Source organism: Streptosporangium sp. G11, assembly GCF_051192615.1.
Lineage (GTDB): Bacteria > Actinomycetota > Actinomycetes > Streptosporangiales > Streptosporangiaceae > Streptosporangium.
This window is the reverse complement of record NZ_JBPJUQ010000001.1, coordinates 93,028-113,436: the sequence shown is the minus strand read 5'-3', so window position 1 is coordinate 113,436 and position 20,409 is coordinate 93,028. Positions and strand designations below refer to the sequence as shown.

The following is a 20,409-nucleotide window of genomic DNA, read 5'->3' as shown; positions in this document are numbered from 1 at the left end:
TTCGTGTGAGGCGCGTCGCCGCGCCGGACGCGCCTCGGACCCTTATACCGTCTCCCGCGATTTTCTTGACAGAGGTCGGTTCTCTGGGTGGCTTGGGTCGCTGACGGTCTTCGCCGACCTGGGACTCTGTTCTGGGACTCTGCCATCCCTCGGCGTCACCGGCCACCGGTCCGAGCGGCTCCTCGTGGTACGCCCGCATGCCGGGCCGGACGTCGCCGCCCGTGCTCCACGGGGAGGGCTATGGTGATCGGGTGTCGGACTTTTCCCCACGGGACAGACGATTGCGCCGCTACTGGGATCGGCAGGCCGAATCCTACGACCGGCGGATGGCGCTCGCCGAGCGCCGTTTCTTCGCCGACACCCGTCCCTGGCTGTGCGGGCAGGCGGTCGGCGACGCGTTGGAGGTGGCCGTCGGCACCGGTCTGAACCTTGCCCACTATCCCGACGACGTGCGGCTCACCGGCGTGGAGTGGAGCGCCCCGATGCTGGCGATGGCCCGGCGTCACGCCGACGACCTCGGCCGGGCGGTCGACCTGCGGCAAGGTGACGTGCGGGCGCTGCGCTTCGCCGACGGGAGCTTCGACACGGTCGTGTGCACGTTCGCGATGTGCGGGTTCCCCGACGAGCGGGTGGCGCTCGCCGAGATGGCACGGGTCCTGCGACCGGGCGGGTTGCTGCTCCTGGCCGATCACGTGGCATCGTCGGCGTGGCCGGTCCGGATGCTGCAGGGGCTGGTGGACGCGGTCACCGTGCCGCTGTCCGGGGAGCACTATCGCCGCAGGCCGGTGCGCGAGGTACGCGCGATGGGATTCACCGTCGAGCGTCACGAGCGCTTCAAACTCGGCATCATCGAACGGCTCGCGGCCCGGAAACCCGGCCACGCGGACCGTTGACCGCGAGCGGTCGGTGAGACCACCGGGTGGCTCGGGCTCGCGGAGGGTCGGCACGGCGCGGTTCGGGAAAGAGGGGCGTGCGGTGAAGAGGGAGAAATCTCCGGGCGGAATGACAAACCCCGCCCTCTCCGGCGGGCGGGGTCGGTGTCCGGGAAGAACTCGTTGGCTACGCGTGCCAATGGAGTGAGTGGCCGGACCGGTGCCGACGCCGATACTCCTGAGGGTTGACTCCGTAGGCGGCGGTGAAGGTGCGGGTGAAGTGCGCGGCGACGGGGAAGCTCCACCGGGCCGCGATGGCGTGGATCGGCCGGTCGCCGAGGGCGGGGTCGGAGAGGTCTCGTCGGCAGCGTTCCAGCCGCTGGGTGCGGATCCATTCGGCGACGGTGGCGTCCTGGGTCTGGAAGAGACGGTGCAGGGTGCGGACGGAGACGCCGTGGGCGGCGGCGACCGTGGCCGGGGACAGGCGCGGGTCGGCCAGGTGCCGCTGGATGAAGGCGTGGACCCGCAGCAGAAGGACGCGCTGGCGGGTGGTGGGCCGCAGGGTCGCGTCGGCGTCGAGGTGGTGGGCGAGCAGTGCGGTGAGCAGATCGGCCAGAACGGTCCCGAGGTGTGAGCGATCGGATGTCCCGTACTGGTCGGTGCCGTTGATCAGACGGGTGAGGAATCCCGACACCAGTGCGCCGACTCCCTCACGGCCTGACAGTGACGTGGCGGTGAGCCGCTCCACCTTGTGCGGGGGCAGCGGCAGCAGCGTGGCGGGAAACACCACCATCACGCCGCGGGTGGCACCCTCGTCGAACCCTGTCCGTATCCGGTGGGGGCGCGAGGTGTGGTAGAGCACCATGTCCGACGGCTGCGACAGAGCGCATCTGCGGTCCTGCGTTATCGAGGTCTCTCCGCGCAGGTTGAACGCGAGCTGGAACAGTTCGGGATCGGACTGACGGATCATCTGAGGTGTCCGGTACGCCTCGCAGGGGGAGGCCTCCACCGCGGAAACGTGGACGGCGCCCAGATCTATCGATTCAATGCTTCCCTGGAAGCCCTCGGGATCGTCACAGGTGATCATCATGGGAGCCACCACCTGCCGGAACATGTGATCGAGCCAGGAATCGAACCGCTCTTCCACCGGCAGATTCCCCGTGTGGATCACTGTCTTCACCGGTTTCTCCCTCTGTCAGAAATCCGTTGACGGATTCAGTCAACTCAACTCATCTTGATCATTCCAAACCAGCTGTATTGACCGCAAACAACCTGAAAGGGGTAGGTTCGCCACTTGCGTCGAGGGGTCACGGCGGCTTCAGGCCGGCTCGCGCGCGGCGGGCGCCGGCGAAACGCAACGCGGCGGGCCGGGCTGAGCGGCTGCGGGCGCTCTTTCGCGAAGAACGGTTTCGCGGGCTCCCGCTGGTCGAGGAAGCGCCCGGCCACCAGGCGCAGGCCCTGGTGTCGCAGCCGGACGCGGCCCGCCGATGACCTTGCTCAGGCCGCCGGCGAGGCCTTCCGCCCGCGAAAACCGGTGGATCACCAGGTCACCGCCGTACAGACTGAACCGCGTGATGGAAGACGACCTGGTGTCGGCGGCGACGATCAGGAAGGTCGAGGAGGTCAGGAGGCTGCTGGACGGCGCTGTGCACCCGGATGAGCCCAACGAGGACGGCAGCACGGCCCTCTATCGGGCCGCCGTACAGGGAGACGCGGGCATCGTGCGGATGTTGCTGGCGGCCGGCGCCGATCCCGATCGGGAGAGCGGGGGCGACAGCGAAGGGTTGCCCCTGTGCGCCGCCGCATGCTGGGGGCACGTCGAGATTGTTGTCGCGCTGCTCGACGCCGACGCCGATCCCGACCGGCGAGAGGACATCGAAAGGACCGCGATGACGGCCCTGCACTGGGCGGCGTCGAACGAGCACCTGGCCGTCATGAGAACGCTGCTCGGCCGGGGCGCCGACCCCGACCTCGATGATTCCGCCGGGCGCACCCCCCTGTCCCACGCCGCCGAGCGCGGTGCGACGGCCGTGGTCAGGACCCTGCTCGACCATGGGGCGAACCCCGTGTCGGCCGACGGCCAGGGCCGGAGCCCCCTCGATCTCGCCCGGCGCTATGCCGGTTGTGACATCGAGGCGGAGGTGCTCGCGCGGGCCACGGAACACGCCCCACAGGGAGCGCGGATCACCGTCCGTCGCGAGGAGTCCGAAGGGGGCGATGTGCGGATCGTGGCCGAAGTGCGTGACAACACGGGCGGCCTCCGCTCGGAGTCACGGCTTGGCACCGGCCACGCCGAGATCATCCGCCTCCTGGAGACCTGGACGGCCGGCTACGCCAACCGCCCACAGCGCTCCCAGGGCCGGGAATCGACGACGTGACGCACCGGACTGATCCCACGCCCGCGGACCGCATGACGGACTTGACGCCCTAGGCGGATGGGATGCCCGCGACCGCCGGATGAGAGGCGGAGCGCCGCTTTTCGGTGTGGCGGTACGTTGGCCTGTCGGCGAATCAGGCGCTCCTCGTTGGAGGACGGAGGTCAATCCGCACGTGTTCCGGATCTCGAAGAGCGCTTTTCGTGAGATCAACGGCAGGGGGCGTCCGATCAAGGGCGGCGGAAGTACAGGCTGATGTCGGTCCACCCCATCACGAACCACCATTTGACGCTCTGTAGCCTTTGTCGCCTGCTCAACCAACCCGGTAGGCGGGGATGCGGAACGAAGATCCACACATCGGCGACGATGCTGCCCGCATGTTCGCGAACCACAGGGTTCGGGTCACGCAGAAGCGGCCGGAGAGTCTCCAGCGTCACATCGTCGATCTCACCGGTACGGCGGACCATGTGCGAAACGGCGGTCAACCCCTGGCAGCGAAGCTGCCTCTCACCGGAGGCGATGGCTCTACGAGCCCGGGGAGCGATGACCTCGGCGTCGTCATGACACAGGGACAATCCGAGCACGGCCACCCCGACCAGAGGATCGCCTCGCTCGAAGGCGGCGTCGACCTGGTCGGCACACCCCTGCGGGTCATGCGGAATGTTTCCCCAATCCACCTGGTCTCCCCGTTGCGCGATCTCCGCCCGCACCCATCGTCTGCGAGAGCATGATCTCGTAGGTGCGGAAGACGATGCCACCTGATAAAAACCCGGTGTCGAGCCACTGCTCCGTATAAAGACCTGGTGTCGAGCCACAGCCCACTGCCTTCTTCGAGCTGTCATGGCCCCCTGGTGGCAGGGCAACCGTGAGGCTGCCCCAGTGGCCTCGTCGCCCGAAGCGGGCAGCGGTCAAGACACCCTGGACCTGGCGGCGAAGGTATTACAGGCGCCAGGTCCCTTGGCCCGGAAGCCGCGGTTCAGCCAGTAGGAGTAGTTCGCGGCCTTGCCATGGGTCGGGGAATTCGTCGCGATGCGCCGCAGGTAGGCGAAGTCCGACTCCGGTCGCTTCAGGGAGGACCAGACGCTGCCGATGAAAGCACCGCTCAGACAGTCGGCCTGCAGTTCGAGGCGGCGCGAGGCGGCGTTGTAGTCCTGCTCGGTGCGGTACCTGCGCGAGTCGAAGGTAGTCATGATTCCGGAGAGTTGCTGAACGTGGTGGCCATACTCGTGGGCCATGGCCTCGAGCAGAAACAGGTCGCTCGTGCCGGTGAGGACGTTCTTGTCGAGCTGAAAGACGATGGTCTTGTCCTTCGAGCAGTAGATCGCCTGGGCGTCCCTGGGGAACGTTCTGCAGCCGGTTTTCATGCCGGAGCGGCGTATGGTCCGCAGCTTCGCCACGGCGAAAGGCAGTTTCGCTGCTGCGAACTGGCGCTTCCAACCGGTGTTGAGGCAGCGGAGGACGCTGTTGAGGTAGTTGGTGGCTCCTTTGAAGTCACCGTCGCGAACTGGCCGCTCCGGACAGGTAGCCGATTTCAGTTCGCCGGTTTTGTAGATCGGGTTGGCCGTGAGGGCGGCTGCGCCTGTGGGGATCGGTCGGAGCTGGTGGGTGCCGGCTGCGGCTGTGCCAGTGAGGAGGAGGCTCGCCAGCACGCCGGAGAGCACCGCCGAGGGGAAGGCGCGCATGAGATCAACTTAGTGAGAGGGAAAGATCCGGCAAAATGGGGTGACTGGCCCCGGCTCCCCTCGCCGGAGGCGGAACCGACGATCAGCGATCGCATCAGACACCTCACGGGTTACCGGCCATAACAGGACGGCATGGAACAGCAGAAAGCCCCCGCCCGGAAAGGGCAGGGGCGGCGTGAGGTTCAGCCTTACTCACCGATCTTTTTCGCATACAAGGTGATCAGCGTATCGACCGTCACCTTTCGCCCGGCGGCGGGCGTCTGCTTGGTCACCACCCAGTTGCGGTCGGACACCTGGAAGCGGTTCTGCCCGGTGGCGTCCTTGTCGTTCAGGATGTAGAACCCGGCGGCCTGCATGGTGTCCTGCCCTTCCTGCAGGTTCATCCCGACGACGTTCGGCAGGACCTTCTTCTCCGCCGCCTCTTCCTTCTCCTCGGCCGGGGTGGGAGTGGGCTCCTGGTCGTCCTGCTCGCTCGGCTCGGAGGTCTTTTCCGCGGGCGGCGACGCGGTGACGGTTACAACGGGCGCTGCGGTTTCCGCACCCGTCCCGCACCCGGCGAGAGCGACGAACACGGCGGCGATCGAGCTGATGATTCTCATGCGGGCGCTCCTGTGCTGTGGCGGACGGGTAGGTGGGGACGGTCGAGGGTGTCCACGGGTTGGCCGGTGAACGTCGTTCTGTTGGGGTGCCAGGACGCGACAACGCAGGGGCGGCGCGCGATCGGCTACAGCTGTTGCCCGTCAGGCGAGGGTGAGGGCATCGCCCTCTCCTGGATGATGTGCAGGTCGACGACGCGGCCGTCAGGGTCGGTGAGGATGTGCCGGCCAGGCGCGAGAGCCTGGGCGGCGGAGCCGGCCGGGATGGTGAGGCCGAGGCGCAGGCCGCCGGTGGTGGGGCGGCTGCTGCTGGCGGGGTAGAGCTCGAACACGGTGCCCCCGAGGGGGACGGCGTAGTGTTCTGGGCCGGCGCCGTGCCGCTCCTTGATGAAGGTGAGGCCGAGCCCGGTGTAGAAGGCGTGGCAGGCGTCAAGTCGGTCGGTGTAGATGACGATCAGGCTGGCGTGGGTCACGGGGTTCTCCTTGGTAGCCGCGGCCGGGGCATCCACCTCGGCTCTGCCCCGGGCCGCCCACGATGTCCGCCATGCCCTCCTCTGTCACTCGGCACTCTTCTTCTGCCGCCGGACTTCCACGTTCCAACGCTTCCGCAACCACTCCACGCCGGCGTGGAACCCGACAAGGGTGGGAACCGCGAAGAACGCCGACCCGGGCCCCTGCTGCACGACGACATCGAACAGTGCCGCGACCGTCAGAAAGCCGATCAGCCCCCACGTCCACGCCTGGGAGGCCAGCACCCAGCACGCCGCCTGCCGTAGCACCTCAACTCGGCGTCGCCCAGGAGCCTGCAGCTCGTAGCGCAACTGCCACACCCGGCCCAACTGGTGTATCGCATACAGCACCTGCATGGACGGAGTGGCTTTCGCCACTGCTAGATCCCACAACTCAGCACGTAGTTCCTCGGCGTAACGCCTCCGGTGCGCCGCAGGCAGTACCTGCGTCGCGAGATCGACCAGTTGCCCTGCCAGCACCGCGACAGTCACACGAGGGAGCACTTCATCTTGATCTGCCGCCGATATCTGGTTGCTCTGCTGGTGCTCAACGGTGAGGGCGTCAATGAGGTCACCAGCGCGATTGCGGGTGCGAGTGTAGTCAAAGGTGAGCGTGCGAGCATGATCAAGGACAAGGCCAAGATCACATTCAAAAGCAAAGGTAAGGACGTAGTCAGAGGTAAGGAGGTGGGTGATCTCGTGGGCGAGAGCGCGGATGGAGTCGCGGTCGCGGTCGCAATCAAAGGTGAGAGCGCCGGCGAGATCGTGTTCGAGTATGCGGACGAGGTCAAGGGCAGAGTCGAGGTCGACTATCAGACCTCGAGCGCGATCGAGGGTAGGGGCATGCGCGAGGCCGAAGGCCTGCTCCTGGGCGCGATCGAGGATGAGCGTAAGAAGATGAGCGGTGGCACTGGCGCGGGCGAGGGTTCGGACGAAGCCAACGGCGTGGACCTTGGCGCGAGTCGGGGCGGGATCAAAAAAAGGAAAGTGATCAACGCTGTTCACCAGGTCAACGGCACAGGCGTAGTCACGGATAAGGGCGAGTTCAAGGGTACGGTTACGGGCGCGAACAAGGTCAAGGGCCACACTGTGGGCGCTGACGTGAGAAGAAGCGTCCCTCATATGTCACCGTCGGCGAATCTGCGGCGCAGCCCAGGCAGCCCGTTTACCTTGGTGTGAGCTTGAGTCATGGCAATTCGAGCCTGCTCGGCGCCGCCTAGGGCGAACCGGTAGTACCGGCGGCGGGGGCGCCCTTGCTCGCGAGGATCGACCTCTTCGAATCGCGATTCGAGCCAGCCGATGCCTTCCAGTCGAGCGAGGATCGGGTGGATGGTGCCACTGGCCAGACCGGCGGCCCGGCAGATTTCTAGTCCGTACAGCTCGCGGGTGGGGTCTTCGAGCATGGCGCGGAGGACGAGCTGTGTGGGCAGCGTCATGCGCGGAGTGTTACCCATGCTCTTACTCTAGCTAGGGGTGAGGTGGAGGAGCGTGTCGAGGGTTACGATTCCCACCCCTGTCGGTAACCCTCGTGGCTGCTATACGGCTTAGCTGGATCACGTAGGTCACCCCGCGGGATCACCTGGGTGGCCTGCTCCTGCTGGAGGTCGTCGACGTCGATCACAACCTCCCAGGCCTTCGGTTCTTCGGCTGGAACCGGGCAGGCGTGCTGGCCGGTGTGCCTGGCCAGGATCCGCCGCTTCGCCGCAACCTCACGAAGCACCCGGCCGGGATCGTGGCGAGCGATGTGCGGGCCGACTTCGGTCCAGACCTCGGCAACGGTGTTCTCTCCGGCAAAGAAGATCGACGTGGCCTCGCTGTCGTTCGGATCGCCCTTCACTGGACCGTAGGCCGGATTCCACCACCAGGCCTTGCCGTACACCTCGGCTGGGAGTTCGAGGAGGGCGATCCGAAGACAGAGGCGAGCGATGCGGTGATCGCACTCGACAGGGCGCCGTGGCCGTTCTGAGGGCGCATCGGGCCCGACAGAACGCTGAGCGGCTCGCATGGGGTGAGGCGTGGCAGGAGGCGGGCCGAATATTCACGCGGGAAGACGGTGCGGAACTTCACCCGGCGTGAGTAAGTGATCTCTTCTCGCGTCTCGCCTTCGAGGCCGGGGCTCTTGCCGATCCGGCTACATGACCCTCTGCGCGGGGCGGCGGCGTTGGTGCTCGCGGCCAGGACTGACATGAAGATCGTGTCTGCGATGCTGCGGCACGCGAATCACGCGATCACGGCGGACACGTACACATCGGTTCTGTCGGAGGTGGCTCACGAGGCGGCGGAAGCGAATGCCGCTCTGGTACCGCAGGCAGTCGCGGTGGGGGAGGGAACCGGCGGTCCCCTTTTGGTCTCCCTCGTTGCCCTCGCTGACCCTTCGGGTTTTCAGTGAGGGCAGAACATGCAGGTCAAGCCTTGATCACTAACGCACCCCGCAGGATTCGAACCTGCGACCGTCGGATTAGAAGTGGAGCGCTGCTCTTCCATCGGACAACGTCTTGACCTGTGGTCAACGCATGTGATCACCCTTGGTGAGAAGCTGGCGTTCCGCGCATGTTCCGGATCTTGCTCTTGTTTAATCAGTCTCATCACCCGAAGGCACTGCCCAAATGCAGCCAGGTTGGAGCGACCGGTGCTCCGGCACCAAGAGGCTTCGTTGTCCTCTGATCTCGGCCATTTCACCGATAGCCGGCTCCATCTGAGCACCGATGATCGTGAGTCTGTATCCGTCTCGTCGCCGGAGTTCAAGGGTCTCGCCTGGATTCCAGTCTCCGGAACGCCAGTGACCATGGATTCTGACATTGGCCCCCGGCCCTGCGCTCATCCACATTGCCCAGAAGTGAAACGGTCCGCCTTCCCCACGAGAGCCCATGCGGTACTGCTCTCCGCACTCGCGGCACCCCAGCTCGTAGGACCATGGCGGGTCATGAGCTATTGGGTCTGCCTCGTGCTGGGTCATTTGTCTAAATCGTAGGTGCGCGAACCAGAGAGATCCAGTCTGCTTGGTTATCCCGTCCGCCGTCGGCTCACCCTCTAGGGAGCGGATCAGACCCTAGGGGAGGTCGAGGACGCCTAAAAATGATCAATACACGGATCGGGAATCACCCCTTGACCTGGGGCTTTTAGCTTGAAATGGGCGAGGGCGTCAAACCCGCGCTGTCAGCTTGGGAAGTGCATTGATCACGCCTTGTAGAGTGGCTGAGCTGGGCGTTCGGCCGGTCGTGAGTGACCGTGGTTGACCCCTCGTCACCCTGGTTAATGGCCCGCTAATGCCCCGACGAGCGAAGCTCTTTCAGTTGTCGGCGGAGCGCGTCACGCTCGGAGATCAGCTTCTCTACGTCATCCAGGGTGAAGAGCGTTTTGGAAGGGCCGTTCACGGTCCAGCCGTGTTGGCCGGGTTCCCAGAAGATCTCGACCTCGGTGCCTTCGTGGGGATCTCCGCCCGCTGTGGCGTCTTGGGCGGTGGTGACATTGACCTCCTCCACACGGAGGTACCAGTCCCCGGCATTGACGTCGATCACGACTGGGGTTTCGTCGGGTAAGCCGGTGAGGTAGTCGAGGAGCTGGCGGACGGTGAGCATAGGCGCAGAGTGGCATGGATTGCGCACCTGCGCACGCCCCGCCCTGGCCCTGGTCTGCTCGGCTTGCCCTGGGACGACGGCGACGGGAAGATCCGGCCCTCTCCACCTACGGACCTTGCTTTTGAAACCTGGATCATCCCGGAGTCTGAGCCCCCTGCCGGAGGCTTCTTGGTCTTGTCACTGCTCGTCTGCGGGGGCCCCGTAGAGGTGCTGCCGGATGGTGGTGTCGTGTTCGAGGATGTGGTCGACGGTGTGCCAGTAGGCGGGGAGCCAGGGGTGTTGGAGGGCTTCGTCGCGATTGAGCTTGTGGCCGTAGAGAGGTTTGTCGGGTGCGACAGAGGCGGCTGGAACGAGGGTGCATGCGGGGTTGGGGTTGTTCGCGACGGGGCCGACGCGGCATCCGAAGGTGACGCGGTTGGAGCCGGTTGGGGTTACGGGGTCGTCTGGGTCCCATGCGTCGTCAAAGACGACATCGATCCATTCCATCGTGGTGGTAGCAGGAGGCGTAATAGATGGCGTAGGCGCCCTCGTCGCTGTTGATGAACCCTGTTACGCGTTCGAAGGGGGTTCCGCAGCAGTCGCAGGTTCCTGTGTGGACCTTGCGTTCTGGGTCTATTTCGAGTCTCACGGGTCGGATTATGACGGCAGACTCTTGGCTGTGTGAGATGTCGAACGTCGCATGGCGGCCGGGGGGTGCATGGGTGGCGGCGGTGCGGCCCACCTACGGCGGGTGGGGCGGGTGCTGGGTGCGGCGCGCGGCCCTGAGTCCCGCCGCCGGCTGGGACCGGCGCCCACGCCGCATGCCCGGCTGGCGGGCGGGCGGCGGGCCGTGCGTCGGCGCGGAGCGCCGTCGCCTTGATACCTACTCAGAACAATTCGGCAGTTACTCAGCTCGTGATCGGCTGGTGTGCTGTTGCTCAGGACTTCGTGAAGAGGTTGAGCACGTCGCTGAAGCCGGTGGTGAGGCTGGCGAGGAGGGCTTTGCCTTTTTCGGCAGTGGCTAAGGATGGGCGGCCGATGACTCCGCTGTCTGTGTAAGCCTGCATGCCCTTGTTTAGGAGATGGCGGCGGTCGTCGGCGATCCAGTCGGCGGACTGGTAGCCGGGGCGGATGACCTCGGGGCAGGCATGCAGCAGGAGGGAAGTCTCCAGTTCTCCGGCGTGCATGTCCTCGTGCATGGAGCTGGTGAGCCGGGCGGCGGCTCGGGCTTCGTTCCAGTCCTCGCGAGAGGGGAACAGCGCCATGCGGCGGCCTTCGGCGTTGGCCTCCTGGATGACGTTGCTCAGGACGTAGTTGCCTCCGTGGCCGTTGACGACGACCAAGGCGGTGGGGCCGGAGCGGGTGACCGAGGCGTAGACGTCAGTGACGATCGCGTGCAGGGTCCGCGCGGAGATGCTGACGGTTCCCGGCCAGGCACTGTGTTCATGTGAGCAGGAGATCGTCACGGGCGGGAGCAGCAGGACGGGGTGAGCATCGGCGATCTGGCGGGCGATCAGGGTGGCCACGATGGTGTCGGTGCTGAGGGGCAGGTGGTCACCGTGCTGTTCGAAGCTGCCGACGGGGAGGATCGCGACCTGGGCGTTGCGGTCTCGTTCCTCGGTGGTGGTCGCGGTGGGCAGCAGGGTGGTCACCGGTCTCCTTGTGGCTGGGGTGCTGTCAGGAAGAAGGACTCCGAGAGGATGTCGAGCCTGGTGAGCAAGTCTGCCACGGAGGGGTCTGCCGCCCATCGGGCCAGATGACCACGCAGTGCTGTGAGCTGGCTGGTAACTCGGCTGGAGCGAAGAGCCTGCATGCGGGAGAGGGCGTCTTCGGTCACTACGCAGGCTTGCTCGCGTTCGCCCGCTATGGCGTAGGCGGTCGCCATACGGGTCAAAAACAGGACGTGATCGCGCGCCTGGCTGGATTCGGGCCACTGGGAGCGATTGGCCTCGAACATCGGGATGGCCGCGGTGGCCTGGCCCAGCAGGACGCGGATCGCGCCTGTCTCCATGGCGATGTAGGCGGGAGTGCAGTACGGAGCACGGTCGCCCTCGCTCTGCGCCATCCCTGCAGCGGCTTCGACCAGAGCCATCTCCGAATCGCGGGCGGAGTCCGTTGCCTCTCCGAGGTGGGCGTTCGCTGTCGCGCGTGTTCTGAGAACGACCGCTCTGAGCCTGGGAGTGAGGGCATCGGAGTTGGCCAGGGCCGTATTCGCCAACCCAAGACCGTGGCCGTAGTCGCCGGCCTCGATGGCGATGATGCTTTTGCGCATGAGGATGTAGGAGATGACGCGCTGGTCGCCCAACTCCATGGCGTAGTCCAGGGCCTTGCTGGTCCACATCGTGGCGTGGATGAAATCGCCCAGGTCCTGATGGAGCCACCCGCAGAATTCCAGCAGTTCGCTGGCCAAATTCAGGGCTTCAGTGCGGTCGGCTCCTCGGGTCACTTGGCAGAGTTGCCCGACTACGGGCACCTGGTCCTGAACCGCGCTGACCAAGAGGAGTGGCCCCATGATGGCCTCGGCCTGGATGTGACCGGTGAGGACGTGCCGGAGTCCGGAGATGACGGAGCGGCTGGATGCGCTGGTCAGGCTGGCGAGGTATCGAGTCGGCAGGCCCGCCCTCGACGCCGACTGATCGGACGGTGGCGAGGTCGGTGTGTGCCGAGGTTGTGAGCTGGCTGCGGAGAGCCGCCGCGGTGCCAGCCCGAGAGCCAGCCGGGCATGGTCGGGCATGTCCAAGCCGTCGGCGATGCGCTCGATCACCTCGAATGAGGTGACCTGAACGGCCCCCTTCATGATCTCGCTGATCTTGCCCTGGCTGAGATTCACCGCGACGCCGATGCGGGTCTGACTGAAGCCGGTGTGCTGACGGATCAGCTGGAAGAGTTGCCCGATATCGCGGTCGCGGAGAGCTGCCAGCGTTTCCGGGCGCTGCCATAGCTCCGGCAGGATAACGACTGGTTCGGTCGCATCTGCAGGCATATGGGCCTCCCCCTTTCGAGACTTGACTTCTGGATATCCAACGCTTGTCACCGAGGGTGATCCCGTCAAGGGATATCGGTTATCCAGCCGGAGTATTGCGGCTCGGGATGGGGCGCGTAAGGCCAGATGGCGACCCTTGATCCATGAGTGAGCCGACGATGAGGGTCGTGGGTTCCACCACGTTCGTGGTGGATCCACCGAAGTCGTGCCGCTGTCGAGTTCCGCTGGAGGCGGCGTGATGAGCGGAGATGAGATTTCGGCCATCAGCCGGCAGAAAGCGATCACCCCGGTACGGGCCGCGCGGCGACTGCGCGATGAGTTGGCCGCGTTGAACATCGCCTCGGACGTTCACGACGGGTACGGGCTGGCGCTGGTGTCGGTCTGGTTCGGGCTGGTCGTGTGGACCGATGGCCAGGTCTTCCGCTGGTGGGCCGGACAGGAGACGGGGCGGGCCCGCCTTCGGCGCTACGCCTTCTGCCCCGCGGGAGATCCGGTGACGGCTGCTCGCCGGGTGGCGAGTCGTTGTGTTGAGCTTCGCGAGCGGGGGCCGGTTCCGGTTCCCGGCCCGAACGGGTGTGCTCCGTAATGATCGAGCTGACGGGCTGCTTGAGTCCCCACGTGCCCGCACCGCAGGGTGGCCACACACGCCTGGTCTGGCTGACCCCTGACAGGGGGATGGCGCGCCTGCGTGTGATCACTTGGACCTGCCGGTGCCGAGCCACGCTGTACGAGTTGTGCCAGGCCGGAAGGCAGGGCTTCATCCGGCGCACGCTCCGACTGGACGGTAGTCCGGAAGTTCGCGAGACCTATCGATGGCCGATTCGGCAGGCCGGCGATATATGGAGGGCGTTGCTCTCCGGGGAGGCCCGATAGGCAGGCGCGGCGGCACGGCGGGCCTCGTTTGGTCGTGTCGTCGCGTCACGGGTGGACGTGATGCTCAGGGTCTACGCCAAGTGCATCGACGGCCAGCGCGAGGTGGCGAACCAAAGAATCTTGGCAGCGCTCGTCACATGATGCGGATCATGCTCCATGAAGGACCCCGGGACACCTCGGGGTCCTTCGTCGTTCCGGCCCCGGAATCGCCCCTCGGGGCTCCGGAATCCTCGGGCTCACCTGGGAAAACGGGGCCTCGGCCATTCCGCGTATGTTCCGCGACCGGTGGCATACGGCTGCTTTCGGCCGCCTGCGGCTGCATGAGGGGGGCGGACCCCGGACAAGCAAAAGACCAGGTCAACGCGTAGATGACCTGGTCTTGGCAGCGCACCCTGCAGGATTCGAACCTGCGACCGTCGGATTAGAAGTCCGATGCTCTATCCAGCTGAGCTAAGGGTGCTCCCGCTCAATTGTGCATGATCCGGGGAGTGCCCACGTATCGGTTTTGGGCCGGTGTCGTGAGGATCACTCTGTGGACCCCTCGTTCCCCGGAGGGGGTGAGCGCTCACCTGCTCCGGTCCAGGTGGGTGGTGGCCCTTCGGGGTGGGGGAACCGTGGCGGTGGAGGATTCCTCCGTCAGGGTGGTCCGGGTGTTCTTCCGCCGGGCGCGGCGGGGGCGTGTGTTCGGAGGAGCCGGGCGGGGGCGGGCCTTCGGAGAGCTGTCCGGTGGGGGCGGTCTGCCCGAATCGTTCTCCTGAGGAGGCGAGGCGGTCTAGGCTCGTATGCCATGTTCGTCGCCACGGTCCAAGAGGAGATTCCCCTTCTGGGCGGTGATGTCACCGACGGGGTGGTACGGGTCGGGGACACCGTCCGACGGCCCAGCAGGGCCTCCACGGGTTCGGTGCACGCGCTCCTGCGTCATCTGGAGCGCTCCGGGTTCGAGGGGGCTCCCCGAGCCCTGGGGGTGGACGAGCGGGGCAGGGAGATCCTGAGCTACGTCGAGGGGGAGTCCGCGGCCAGGCCGTTGCCCTCGTACGCGCTCACCGGGGAGTCGCTGGCCGCGCTGGCGCGGCTGCTGCGCGGGTTCCACGACGCGGCGGAGGGTTTCGTCCCGCCGCGGGGGGCCGTCTGGGAGGCCGGGTCCAACGACGACGCGGCACCGCGACTGATCGGGCACTGCGACGTCAACCTCGACAACGTGATCTTCCGTGACGGGCTCCCCGCCGCGCTGATCGACTTCGACATGGCCAGGCCGACGACCCGGTTGTTCGACGTGGTGACCACGCTGCGCCACTGGGCGCCGATCGCCGATCCCCTCGATCTGGAGCCGCTCCAGCGCCGCCTTGATGTGGGCCCCCGGCTCCGTCTGTTCTGCGACGCGTACGGCCTGGCGCCTCGTGACCGCCGCCGCCTGCTGGATCTCGCCCGGCTCCGCTTCGACCGCTCGTACCACGCGATGCGGGTCAAGGCCGAGGCGCAGGGCGGGGGCGGCGGGTGGGCCCGGATGTGGGCCGGTGGGGCGGGGGAGCGCATCCGGCGGGCCCGCGTGTGGCTGGAGACCCACCAGGATGAGCTCCATGAGCATCTCGTTTAGGCGGACGGTGGCCACTGTGCGGGGCAGGCGGCCTGGAGTGGCCGAGGGGGTGGGGATGCTCGCCGGGGTCGCGATCGACGCCGTGCTCGCCGATCCCCGGCGCGGGCACCCGGTCGCGCTGTTCGGCACCGCCGCCGCCGGGGTGGAGCGGCGGGTGTACGGCGACCGCCGGGCCCGGGGGGTCCTCCACGTGGCCCTGTGCGTCGTCCCGGTGGCGCTGCTCGGCCACCTCGCGGCCCGGTCGGGCAGCCCGGTGGTGCGGGCCGCGCTGAGCGCGGCGGCGACGTGGGCGGTCGTCGGTGGTACGACGCTGGGCCGCGAGGGCGCGGCCATGGCCGGATTCCTGGAGGACGGCGATCTCGCGGGGGCGCGGGGGAGGCTGTCGCACCTGTGCGGGCGCGACCCGTCCGGGCTCGGGGAGGCCGGGCTGTCCAGGGCCACCGTCGAGTCGATCGCGGAGAACACCTCGGACGCGGTGGTGGCGCCGCTGTTCTGGGGGGCGGTGGCCGGGGTGCCCGGCCTGCTCGCGTACCGGGCCGTCAACACGCTGGACGCGATGGTCGGTCACCGGAACGCGCGCTACGAGCGCTTCGGGTGGGCCGCGGCCCGCCTCGACGACGTCGCCAACTTCATGCCCGCCCGGATCACCGGACTGCTCGCCGCGCTCGGCGCCCCCCTGGTGGGGGGTTCGGCACGGCGGGCGGTGTCGGTGCTGCGCAGGGACGGCCACCGCCACCCCAGCCCCAACGCGGGCCGCTGCGAGGCCGCCTTCGCGGGCGCGCTGGACCTGACCCTGGGAGGGGTCAACGTGTACGGCACCCGTGTGGAACACCGGCCGGAGATGGGTGACGGGCCCGAACCCTCGGTCGCGGACATCCGCCGGTCCGTACGGCTGGCGCGGGCGGTGGGCCTGGGGGCCGCGGCTCTGGCGGTCCTGGCTGTCCTGCGGCGCCGGTAGGCCTCCGCCGCAAAGGGGTTCGGGGCGGCCGGACGCCGGACGGGGGACACCGAAGGGCCGGGCGAGGGGCACAAGGACCGCGCCGAGGGACCGGGAGGGCCGGGTGAGGGGCACAGGAACCGCGCCGAGGGGATCGAAGGGCTCAGGGGGGCGGACGCCGGGGCATCTCCGGGAGTCCGGGTGGGCGGTGTGGCCGCCGGGGCGGCATGCTGGTCGGCATGATGGTTGATTCCCCCGCAGAACCGCCCGTGGTTCAGATCTGTCCCGATGTCGCGTGTCGTGCCGGGTTCGCCGCTTCCCGGGCCGGAGCGAGGGCGTGAAGGGGGCGCTGCTGGTCGCGGGGACGACCTCCGACGCGGGCAAGAGCGTCGTCACCGCCGGGATCTGCCGCTGGCTGGCCCGGCAGGGGGTGAAGGTCGCGCCGTACAAGGCGCAGAACATGTCGCTCAACTCCTTCGTCACCGCCGACGGCGCCGAGATCGGCCGGGCCCAGGCGATGCAGGCCGCCGCGTGCGGGCTGGAGCCCAGCGCGGACATGAACCCGATCCTGCTCAAGCCGGGCAGCGACCGGCGCAGCCAGGTCGTGGTGATGGGCAGGCCGATGGCCGAGGTCGACGCGATGGAGTACTGGGACGTCAAGGAGCGGCTCCGCCAGGTCGCGGTGGACGCGCTGGAGCGGCTGCGGAGCACGTACGACGTGGTGGTCTGCGAGGGGGCGGGCAGCCCGGCGGAGATCAACCTGCGCAGGGGCGACATCGCCAACATGGGCCTGGCCCGTGCCGCGAACCTGCCGGTCATCGTGGTCGGCGACATCGACAGGGGCGGGGTGTTCGCCGCGCTGTACGGGACGGTGGCGCTGCTGGAGCCCGCCGACCAGGCGCTGGTCGCCGGGTTCGTGATCAACAAGTTCCGGGGGGCGCCCGAGATCCTCGAACCGGGGCTGGACATGATCAGGGAGCTGACCGGCCGCGAGGTGTACGGGGTGCTGCCCTGGCTGGACGGCCTCTGGCTGGACGTCGAGGACTCCCTGGCCCTGGACAACCGGCCCGCGATCGGGGCGCGTGTCCCGTACGGCAGGCAGACCCTGCGGGTGGCGGTGGTGCGGCTGCCGCGGATCTCCAACTTCACGGACATGGACGCGCTGGCCTCCGAGCCCGGGGTGGCGGTCCGCTTCGTGACCTCCCCCGGCGAGCTGGAGGACGCCGACCTGGTGGTGTTGCCCGGTTCCCGGGCCACGGTCTCCGACCTGGCGTGGCTCCGTGCCACCGGCCTGGCCGCGGCCCTGCCGGGACGGGCGGTGCTGGGCATCTGCGGCGGCTACCAGATGCTCGCCAGGACCATTCGCGACGACGTCGAGTCGGGGGCGGGCCTGGTCGAGGGGCTGGGGTTGCTGCCGGCGTCGGTGGAGTTCGCCGCGGACAAGACGCTGGGCCGCCCTGTCGGCGCCGCGTACGGCTGCCAGGTCTCCGCGTACGAGATCCACCACGGCGTGGTGACGGCCGACGGCGGCGAGCCGTTCCTGGACGGCTGCCGTGACGGCTCGGTGTGGGGTACCACCTGGCACGGCGCCCTGGAGAACGACGGCTTTCGCCGGGCCTTCCTCGCCGATGTGGCGGCCGTCTCCGGCCGTGACTTCACCCCGGCGCCGGACGTGTCGTTCGCCGCGCTGAGGGAGGAGAGGCTGGACGCGCTCGGCGACCTGATCGAGCGGAACGTCGACACCGGCGCCCTGCTCCGGCTGCTGGAGGACGGGGCTCCTCGGGGGCTGCCGTCGCTGCCGCCCGGCGGGGGCTCGCGCGAGGCCCCGGATTTCTCGGCCGGTGCCCCCTCCGCCGGTTGAGGGAAGCGATCCGTCCGCCTCCCATGGATCCGTTCGCCTTCTACAAGGGGCGAGGGCGGATGAATCCCGTCAGATGACGGAAAAGGGAAGGTTCGTCCCGCCGGGTAAACTTGATATTCCCCCCACCGGATCCGATGGGGAGGTATGGGAGGCCGACGATGTCCCGCATCCTGGTGTTGCTCTTCGTCATCGCCGTGATCGCGGTGGTGGCTCTCGGCGTGACCATGGCGGTCCGTGCCCACACGGCACGCAAGTCCGTCGCCGACAGTCCCCGCGAGATCCTCAAGCGCCGTTACGCGGCCGGCGAGATCGACGAGGACGAATACCTCCGCCGCATGTCGGGCCTCTCCCAGGACTGGTAGACCCGCCGGCCGTGGTCAGGGCGCGGAGGCGGGGGCCGGCTGGTTCGCGGTGATCCAGGCGTCGATCTCCTCCCACTGGTCGAAGAGCCAGCGGATCTGGTCCTCGCGGTCGCGCGGCACGTCGGCGGCCTGGACCCGCCACCACTTGGCCTTGATCCGGGCGCTGAGCGGGAGACGGGTCCAGATGTCCCCAAAGGTGACCAGGTCGTCGAGGCCGGTGTGTGCGACGAAGACCACGTCCGCCTCGGGGCAGGCCTCGATGGCGGCGATGGCCCCGTTGGGGCGGGGGGCCAGCAGATGCTCCAGCTTGCGGGCCCGGGCGGCCTCCTTGGCCAGGCCCTTCTGTTCCAGCCGCAGGATGGCCCGCCAGCGGCGCTTCGGGGTGAAGTTGCCGCCCTCCGGGAAGATCACCAGGGCGTCGTCGGCGTCCATGTCGGAGGACAGGCGGTGGATCTCGCTGAGAATCCCGCTCTCGGCGATCTTGCTGGGGACGAAGGCGTTGGGGAGGCGGTTGATCACCACGTCCAGCGAGGGGTCGAACTGCAGGGCAGCCTTCATCACGATCCTCGGGCGCCTGCCGTACCGGGAGAGAAGGTGGTAGATGAGCAGGAACGAGTCGCCGGGGCCCGCGTGGCGGGACAGGACGATGACGGGGCGGGTGAGGCGGCGGGAGATCTCCTCGGAGGTCGGCGGGGGCTCGTCGATCTCGACGGTCAGGCGGAAGATCCGCACCGCGGCCTCGTAGATCTTGGACAGGAGCCACTGGATCAGCTCGTAGTGCCGCTCCTGGTACTCGTCGCGGTTGAGCCGGCCGCCCAGGCCGTTCGTCACCCACAGCCACAGGCAGGCGCACAGCGCCATGGACTCCAGCGTCAGCCACGCCATCGCGAACCAGACCAGCCGGGTGCCGCGTCGCTGCGGGGGCGGCAGGCGCAGCGAGGCCGCGGTCACCACCAGCAGCCAGATCGGGAGCGTGAGCACCGCGGCGACGGTGAGCACGATGACGAGCGGGGCCAGGACCAGGCGGCGGATGATGCGAGGAGGCAGCACGAGCGGCTCCTGCCTGTGGGCATGTGCGGGTGGTGCGCGTGTGGGCGCTGGTGTGATGTATCCCTTTAACTACCCAAATATGGACGTATAACGGTTTATGTCGGTGTTGATGTGGACGGACGGCTCAGGGGGACGAGTGCTGGGCCAGGTAGTCGGACGAGGCCCGGTACGCACGATCAATGTATTCAGATATATGCGATAAATCCCGGTAACGCAGCTGAGAGAGATCCATTCCCGGACGGGATTCGCCCCCGGAGGGCATCACGTGGACCTCGATCTCGTCCGGCAGGGTGGCCATCTCCTCGGTGAAGCGGTGCCGCCGGGCGATCTCGAAGGCGGTCATGCCGACCTCCCACGGGCGCCGGGGCACCACCAGGGGACGCTCGATCCTGCCCACGTGCAGCACGTAGACCCGCCGGGCGCCGAGCGCGACGGCCCGGCCGACCGGGATGCTGTGCACCAGCCCGCCGTCGAGATAGTGGTCGTCGCCGACGCGGACGGGCGGCAGCAGCCCGGGAACGGCGCAGGAGGCGAGGACCGCGTCGACCAGGGGGCCCTCGGTGAACCAGTGCGCGGCGGCGCGCTCGACGGAGGCGGCCACGCACTGGAACGGCACGGCGAGCTCCTCGATGCGGGAGACCGGGAGCGTCCGGGCCAGCAGGTCGCGCAGCGGCGCGGAGGAGTGCAGGTGGGTGCCGCTCCTGGCGAGGGTGGACAGCCGGGTCACCCAGGACCCGGCGAACGCGGTACGGACGATGTCCGAGGCCCACAGTGTGGTCAGGCGCGCGACCGCGTCACCGGGGGAGGCGGCGAGCACGACGCCGTTCAGCGCGCCCACGGACGTGCCGACGATCACGTCGGGCTTGATCCCCGCTTCGTCGAGTGCCCGCAGCATGCCCACCTCGTGGGCGCCGAGGACGCCCCCGCCACCGAGTACGAAGGCAGTGTCCAGGCTCATGGGCTCACCATAGCCCCGCGTGGCCATGCGGGTTCCGGGCCCGTGCATCGGGACAGGTGGGTTCCGGGCCCGTGCATCGGGACAGGCGGCTTTCAAGCCCGCGCAGCGAGACAGGCGGTTTCCGGACCCGCGCAACGAAAGGGCGGCCAGCTGTCCGGATCCGACCATGGTCCCGGCGGTGGCGAGAGGGCACGATCTGA

At 67.9% G+C, this 20,409-nt stretch carries 22 protein-coding genes and 1 tRNA gene; 8 read left to right on the top strand and 15 right to left on the bottom strand.

The window, feature by feature from the left end:
* The first annotated feature begins 251 nt into the window (after window positions 1–251).
* Complete coding sequence (locus tag ACSDR0_RS00560; protein WP_435286679.1) at window positions 252–893, top strand: class I SAM-dependent methyltransferase; 642 nt, start codon at window positions 252–254, stop codon at window positions 891–893.
* 166 nt (window positions 894–1,059) lie between these two features.
* Here the strand turns inward: ACSDR0_RS00560 and ACSDR0_RS00555 are convergent, their stop codons facing one another.
* On the bottom strand, window positions 1,060–2,052 hold the full coding sequence (locus ACSDR0_RS00555) for a helix-turn-helix domain-containing protein (RefSeq protein ID WP_435286678.1): 993 nt from the start codon (window positions 2,050–2,052) through the stop codon (window positions 1,060–1,062).
* Between the two features lie 394 nt (window positions 2,053–2,446).
* Here ACSDR0_RS00555 and ACSDR0_RS00550 point away from each other — a divergent pair, with 394 nt between their 5' ends.
* Window positions 2,447–3,250, top strand: coding sequence for an ankyrin repeat domain-containing protein (locus tag ACSDR0_RS00550; RefSeq protein WP_435286975.1), 804 nt, complete (start codon window positions 2,447–2,449; stop codon window positions 3,248–3,250).
* A gap of 227 nt (window positions 3,251–3,477) precedes the next feature.
* Here ACSDR0_RS00550 and ACSDR0_RS00545 read toward each other — a convergent pair whose 3' ends face one another.
* The 5 genes from ACSDR0_RS00545 to ACSDR0_RS00525 form a co-directional block, all read right to left on the bottom strand.
* Window positions 3,478–3,924, bottom strand: coding sequence for a hypothetical protein (locus ACSDR0_RS00545; protein ID WP_435286677.1), 447 nt, complete (start codon window positions 3,922–3,924; stop codon window positions 3,478–3,480).
* 231 nt (window positions 3,925–4,155) lie between these two features.
* Window positions 4,156–4,929 (bottom strand): neutral zinc metallopeptidase, encoded by a 774-nt coding sequence (locus ACSDR0_RS00540; protein ID WP_435286676.1) that lies wholly within the window; start codon window positions 4,927–4,929, stop codon window positions 4,156–4,158.
* Window positions 4,930–5,117: 188 nt separating this feature from the next.
* Window positions 5,118–5,501, bottom strand: coding sequence for a PASTA domain-containing protein (locus ACSDR0_RS00535; RefSeq protein ID WP_435286675.1), 384 nt, complete (start codon window positions 5,499–5,501; stop codon window positions 5,118–5,120).
* Between the two features lie 152 nt (window positions 5,502–5,653).
* Complete coding sequence (locus ACSDR0_RS00530) at window positions 5,654–5,998, bottom strand: glyoxalase/bleomycin resistance/dioxygenase family protein (protein ID WP_435286674.1); 345 nt, start codon at window positions 5,996–5,998, stop codon at window positions 5,654–5,656.
* Window positions 5,999–6,082: 84 nt separating this feature from the next.
* The gene (locus ACSDR0_RS00525; RefSeq protein WP_435286673.1) at window positions 6,083–6,526 is read right to left on the bottom strand and encodes a hypothetical protein; all 444 of its coding nucleotides are present in this window, start codon (window positions 6,524–6,526) and stop codon (window positions 6,083–6,085) included.
* A 129-nt stretch (window positions 6,527–6,655) separates the two neighbouring features.
* On the opposite strand from ACSDR0_RS00525, the gene ACSDR0_RS00520 reads away from it, so the two are divergent.
* On the top strand, window positions 6,656–7,213 hold the full coding sequence (locus tag ACSDR0_RS00520; protein ID WP_435286672.1) for a hypothetical protein: 558 nt from the start codon (window positions 6,656–6,658) through the stop codon (window positions 7,211–7,213).
* Here ACSDR0_RS00520 and ACSDR0_RS00515 read toward each other — a convergent pair.
* The 6 genes from ACSDR0_RS00515 to ACSDR0_RS00490 all read right to left on the bottom strand — a co-directional run bounded on the left by ACSDR0_RS00515 (window position 7,153) and on the right by ACSDR0_RS00490 (window position 12,574).
* On the bottom strand, window positions 7,153–7,470 hold the full coding sequence (locus ACSDR0_RS00515; protein ID WP_435286671.1) for a PadR family transcriptional regulator: 318 nt from the start codon (window positions 7,468–7,470) through the stop codon (window positions 7,153–7,155). The two genes, ACSDR0_RS00520 and ACSDR0_RS00515, sit on opposite strands and share 61 nt — an antisense overlap.
* A 62-nt stretch (window positions 7,471–7,532) precedes the next feature.
* Complete coding sequence (locus ACSDR0_RS00510; RefSeq protein WP_435286670.1) at window positions 7,533–7,913, bottom strand: DUF6221 family protein; 381 nt, start codon at window positions 7,911–7,913, stop codon at window positions 7,533–7,535.
* A gap of 1,384 nt (window positions 7,914–9,297) precedes the next feature.
* Window positions 9,298–9,612 (bottom strand): hypothetical protein, encoded by a 315-nt coding sequence (locus ACSDR0_RS00505; RefSeq protein WP_435286669.1) that lies wholly within the window; start codon window positions 9,610–9,612, stop codon window positions 9,298–9,300.
* Window positions 9,613–9,789: 177 nt separating this feature from the next.
* Entirely contained in the window at window positions 9,790–10,098 is a 309-nt protein-coding gene (locus ACSDR0_RS00500; protein WP_435286668.1) for a hypothetical protein, read from the bottom strand.
* Between the two features lie 431 nt (window positions 10,099–10,529).
* On the bottom strand, window positions 10,530–11,243 hold the full coding sequence (locus ACSDR0_RS00495; RefSeq protein WP_435286667.1) for a creatininase family protein: 714 nt from the start codon (window positions 11,241–11,243) through the stop codon (window positions 10,530–10,532).
* Window positions 11,240–12,574 (bottom strand): helix-turn-helix domain-containing protein, encoded by a 1,335-nt coding sequence (locus ACSDR0_RS00490; protein ID WP_435286666.1) that lies wholly within the window; start codon window positions 12,572–12,574, stop codon window positions 11,240–11,242. Before ACSDR0_RS00490 ends, ACSDR0_RS00495 begins: the two co-directional genes overlap by 4 nt.
* Before the next feature lie 238 nt (window positions 12,575–12,812).
* Here ACSDR0_RS00490 and ACSDR0_RS00485 point away from each other — a divergent pair, with 238 nt between their 5' ends.
* Entirely contained in the window at window positions 12,813–13,160 is a 348-nt protein-coding gene (locus ACSDR0_RS00485) for a hypothetical protein (protein ID WP_435286665.1), read from the top strand.
* A gap of 673 nt (window positions 13,161–13,833) precedes the next feature.
* Here the strand turns inward: ACSDR0_RS00485 and ACSDR0_RS00480 are convergent.
* Window positions 13,834–13,907: transfer RNA gene (locus tag ACSDR0_RS00480), tRNA-Arg, on the bottom strand.
* Window positions 13,908–14,234: 327 nt separating this feature from the next.
* Between ACSDR0_RS00480 and ACSDR0_RS00475 the strand changes: the two genes are divergently transcribed.
* From ACSDR0_RS00475 to ACSDR0_RS00460, 4 genes are all read left to right on the top strand, one after another.
* Entirely contained in the window at window positions 14,235–15,041 is an 807-nt protein-coding gene (locus ACSDR0_RS00475; RefSeq protein ID WP_435286664.1) for a phosphotransferase enzyme family protein, read from the top strand.
* Window positions 15,025–15,999, top strand: coding sequence for a cobalamin biosynthesis protein (locus ACSDR0_RS00470; protein ID WP_435286663.1), 975 nt, complete (start codon window positions 15,025–15,027; stop codon window positions 15,997–15,999). Before ACSDR0_RS00475 ends, ACSDR0_RS00470 begins: the two co-directional genes overlap by 17 nt.
* A 316-nt stretch (window positions 16,000–16,315) precedes the next feature.
* On the top strand, window positions 16,316–17,839 hold the full coding sequence (locus ACSDR0_RS00465) for a cobyric acid synthase (protein ID WP_435286662.1): 1,524 nt from the start codon (window positions 16,316–16,318) through the stop codon (window positions 17,837–17,839).
* Window positions 17,840–17,997: 158 nt separating this feature from the next.
* Window positions 17,998–18,201 carry an SHOCT domain-containing protein gene (locus ACSDR0_RS00460; RefSeq protein WP_435286661.1) on the top strand — a complete coding sequence of 68 codons (204 nt, stop codon included), beginning with the start codon at window positions 17,998–18,000 and terminating at the stop codon, window positions 18,199–18,201.
* A gap of 15 nt (window positions 18,202–18,216) precedes the next feature.
* Here the strand turns inward: ACSDR0_RS00460 and ACSDR0_RS00455 are convergent, their stop codons facing one another.
* Window positions 18,217–19,251 carry a 1-acyl-sn-glycerol-3-phosphate acyltransferase gene (locus ACSDR0_RS00455; protein WP_435286660.1) on the bottom strand — a complete coding sequence of 345 codons (1,035 nt, stop codon included), beginning with the start codon at window positions 19,249–19,251 and terminating at the stop codon, window positions 18,217–18,219.
* Between the two features lie 124 nt (window positions 19,252–19,375).
* Window positions 19,376–20,209 carry a patatin-like phospholipase family protein gene (locus tag ACSDR0_RS00450; protein WP_435286659.1) on the bottom strand — a complete coding sequence of 278 codons (834 nt, stop codon included), beginning with the start codon at window positions 20,207–20,209 and terminating at the stop codon, window positions 19,376–19,378.
* Window positions 20,210–20,409 lie beyond the last annotated feature (200 nt).

Excerpts from the sequence above, each read along its gene's own strand:
- ACSDR0_RS00485 (WP_435286665.1), top strand. The coding sequence starts at position 12,813 with ATGAGCGGAGATGAGATTTCGGCCATCAGCCGGCAGAAAGCGATCACC.
- ACSDR0_RS00475 (WP_435286664.1), top strand. The coding sequence starts at position 14,235 with ATGTTCGTCGCCACGGTCCAAGAGGAGATTCCCCTTCTGGGCGGTGAT.
- ACSDR0_RS00515 (WP_435286671.1), bottom strand. The coding sequence starts at position 7,470 with ATGACGCTGCCCACACAGCTCGTCCTCCGCGCCATGCTCGAAGACCCC.
- ACSDR0_RS00520 (WP_435286672.1), top strand. The coding sequence starts at position 6,656 with ATGATCAAGGACAAGGCCAAGATCACATTCAAAAGCAAAGGTAAGGAC.
- ACSDR0_RS00540 (WP_435286676.1), bottom strand. The coding sequence starts at position 4,929 with ATGCGCGCCTTCCCCTCGGCGGTGCTCTCCGGCGTGCTGGCGAGCCTC.
- ACSDR0_RS00450 (WP_435286659.1), bottom strand. The coding sequence starts at position 20,209 with ATGAGCCTGGACACTGCCTTCGTACTCGGTGGCGGGGGCGTCCTCGGC.
- ACSDR0_RS00505 (WP_435286669.1), bottom strand. The coding sequence starts at position 9,612 with ATGCTCACCGTCCGCCAGCTCCTCGACTACCTCACCGGCTTACCCGAC.
- ACSDR0_RS00460 (WP_435286661.1), top strand. The coding sequence starts at position 17,998 with ATGTCCCGCATCCTGGTGTTGCTCTTCGTCATCGCCGTGATCGCGGTG.
- ACSDR0_RS00490 (WP_435286666.1), bottom strand. The coding sequence starts at position 12,574 with ATGCCTGCAGATGCGACCGAACCAGTCGTTATCCTGCCGGAGCTATGG.
- ACSDR0_RS00550 (WP_435286975.1), top strand. The coding sequence starts at position 2,447 with ATGGAAGACGACCTGGTGTCGGCGGCGACGATCAGGAAGGTCGAGGAG.
- ACSDR0_RS00500 (WP_435286668.1), bottom strand. The coding sequence starts at position 10,098 with ATGGAATGGATCGATGTCGTCTTTGACGACGCATGGGACCCAGACGAC.
- ACSDR0_RS00470 (WP_435286663.1), top strand. The coding sequence starts at position 15,025 with ATGAGCATCTCGTTTAGGCGGACGGTGGCCACTGTGCGGGGCAGGCGG.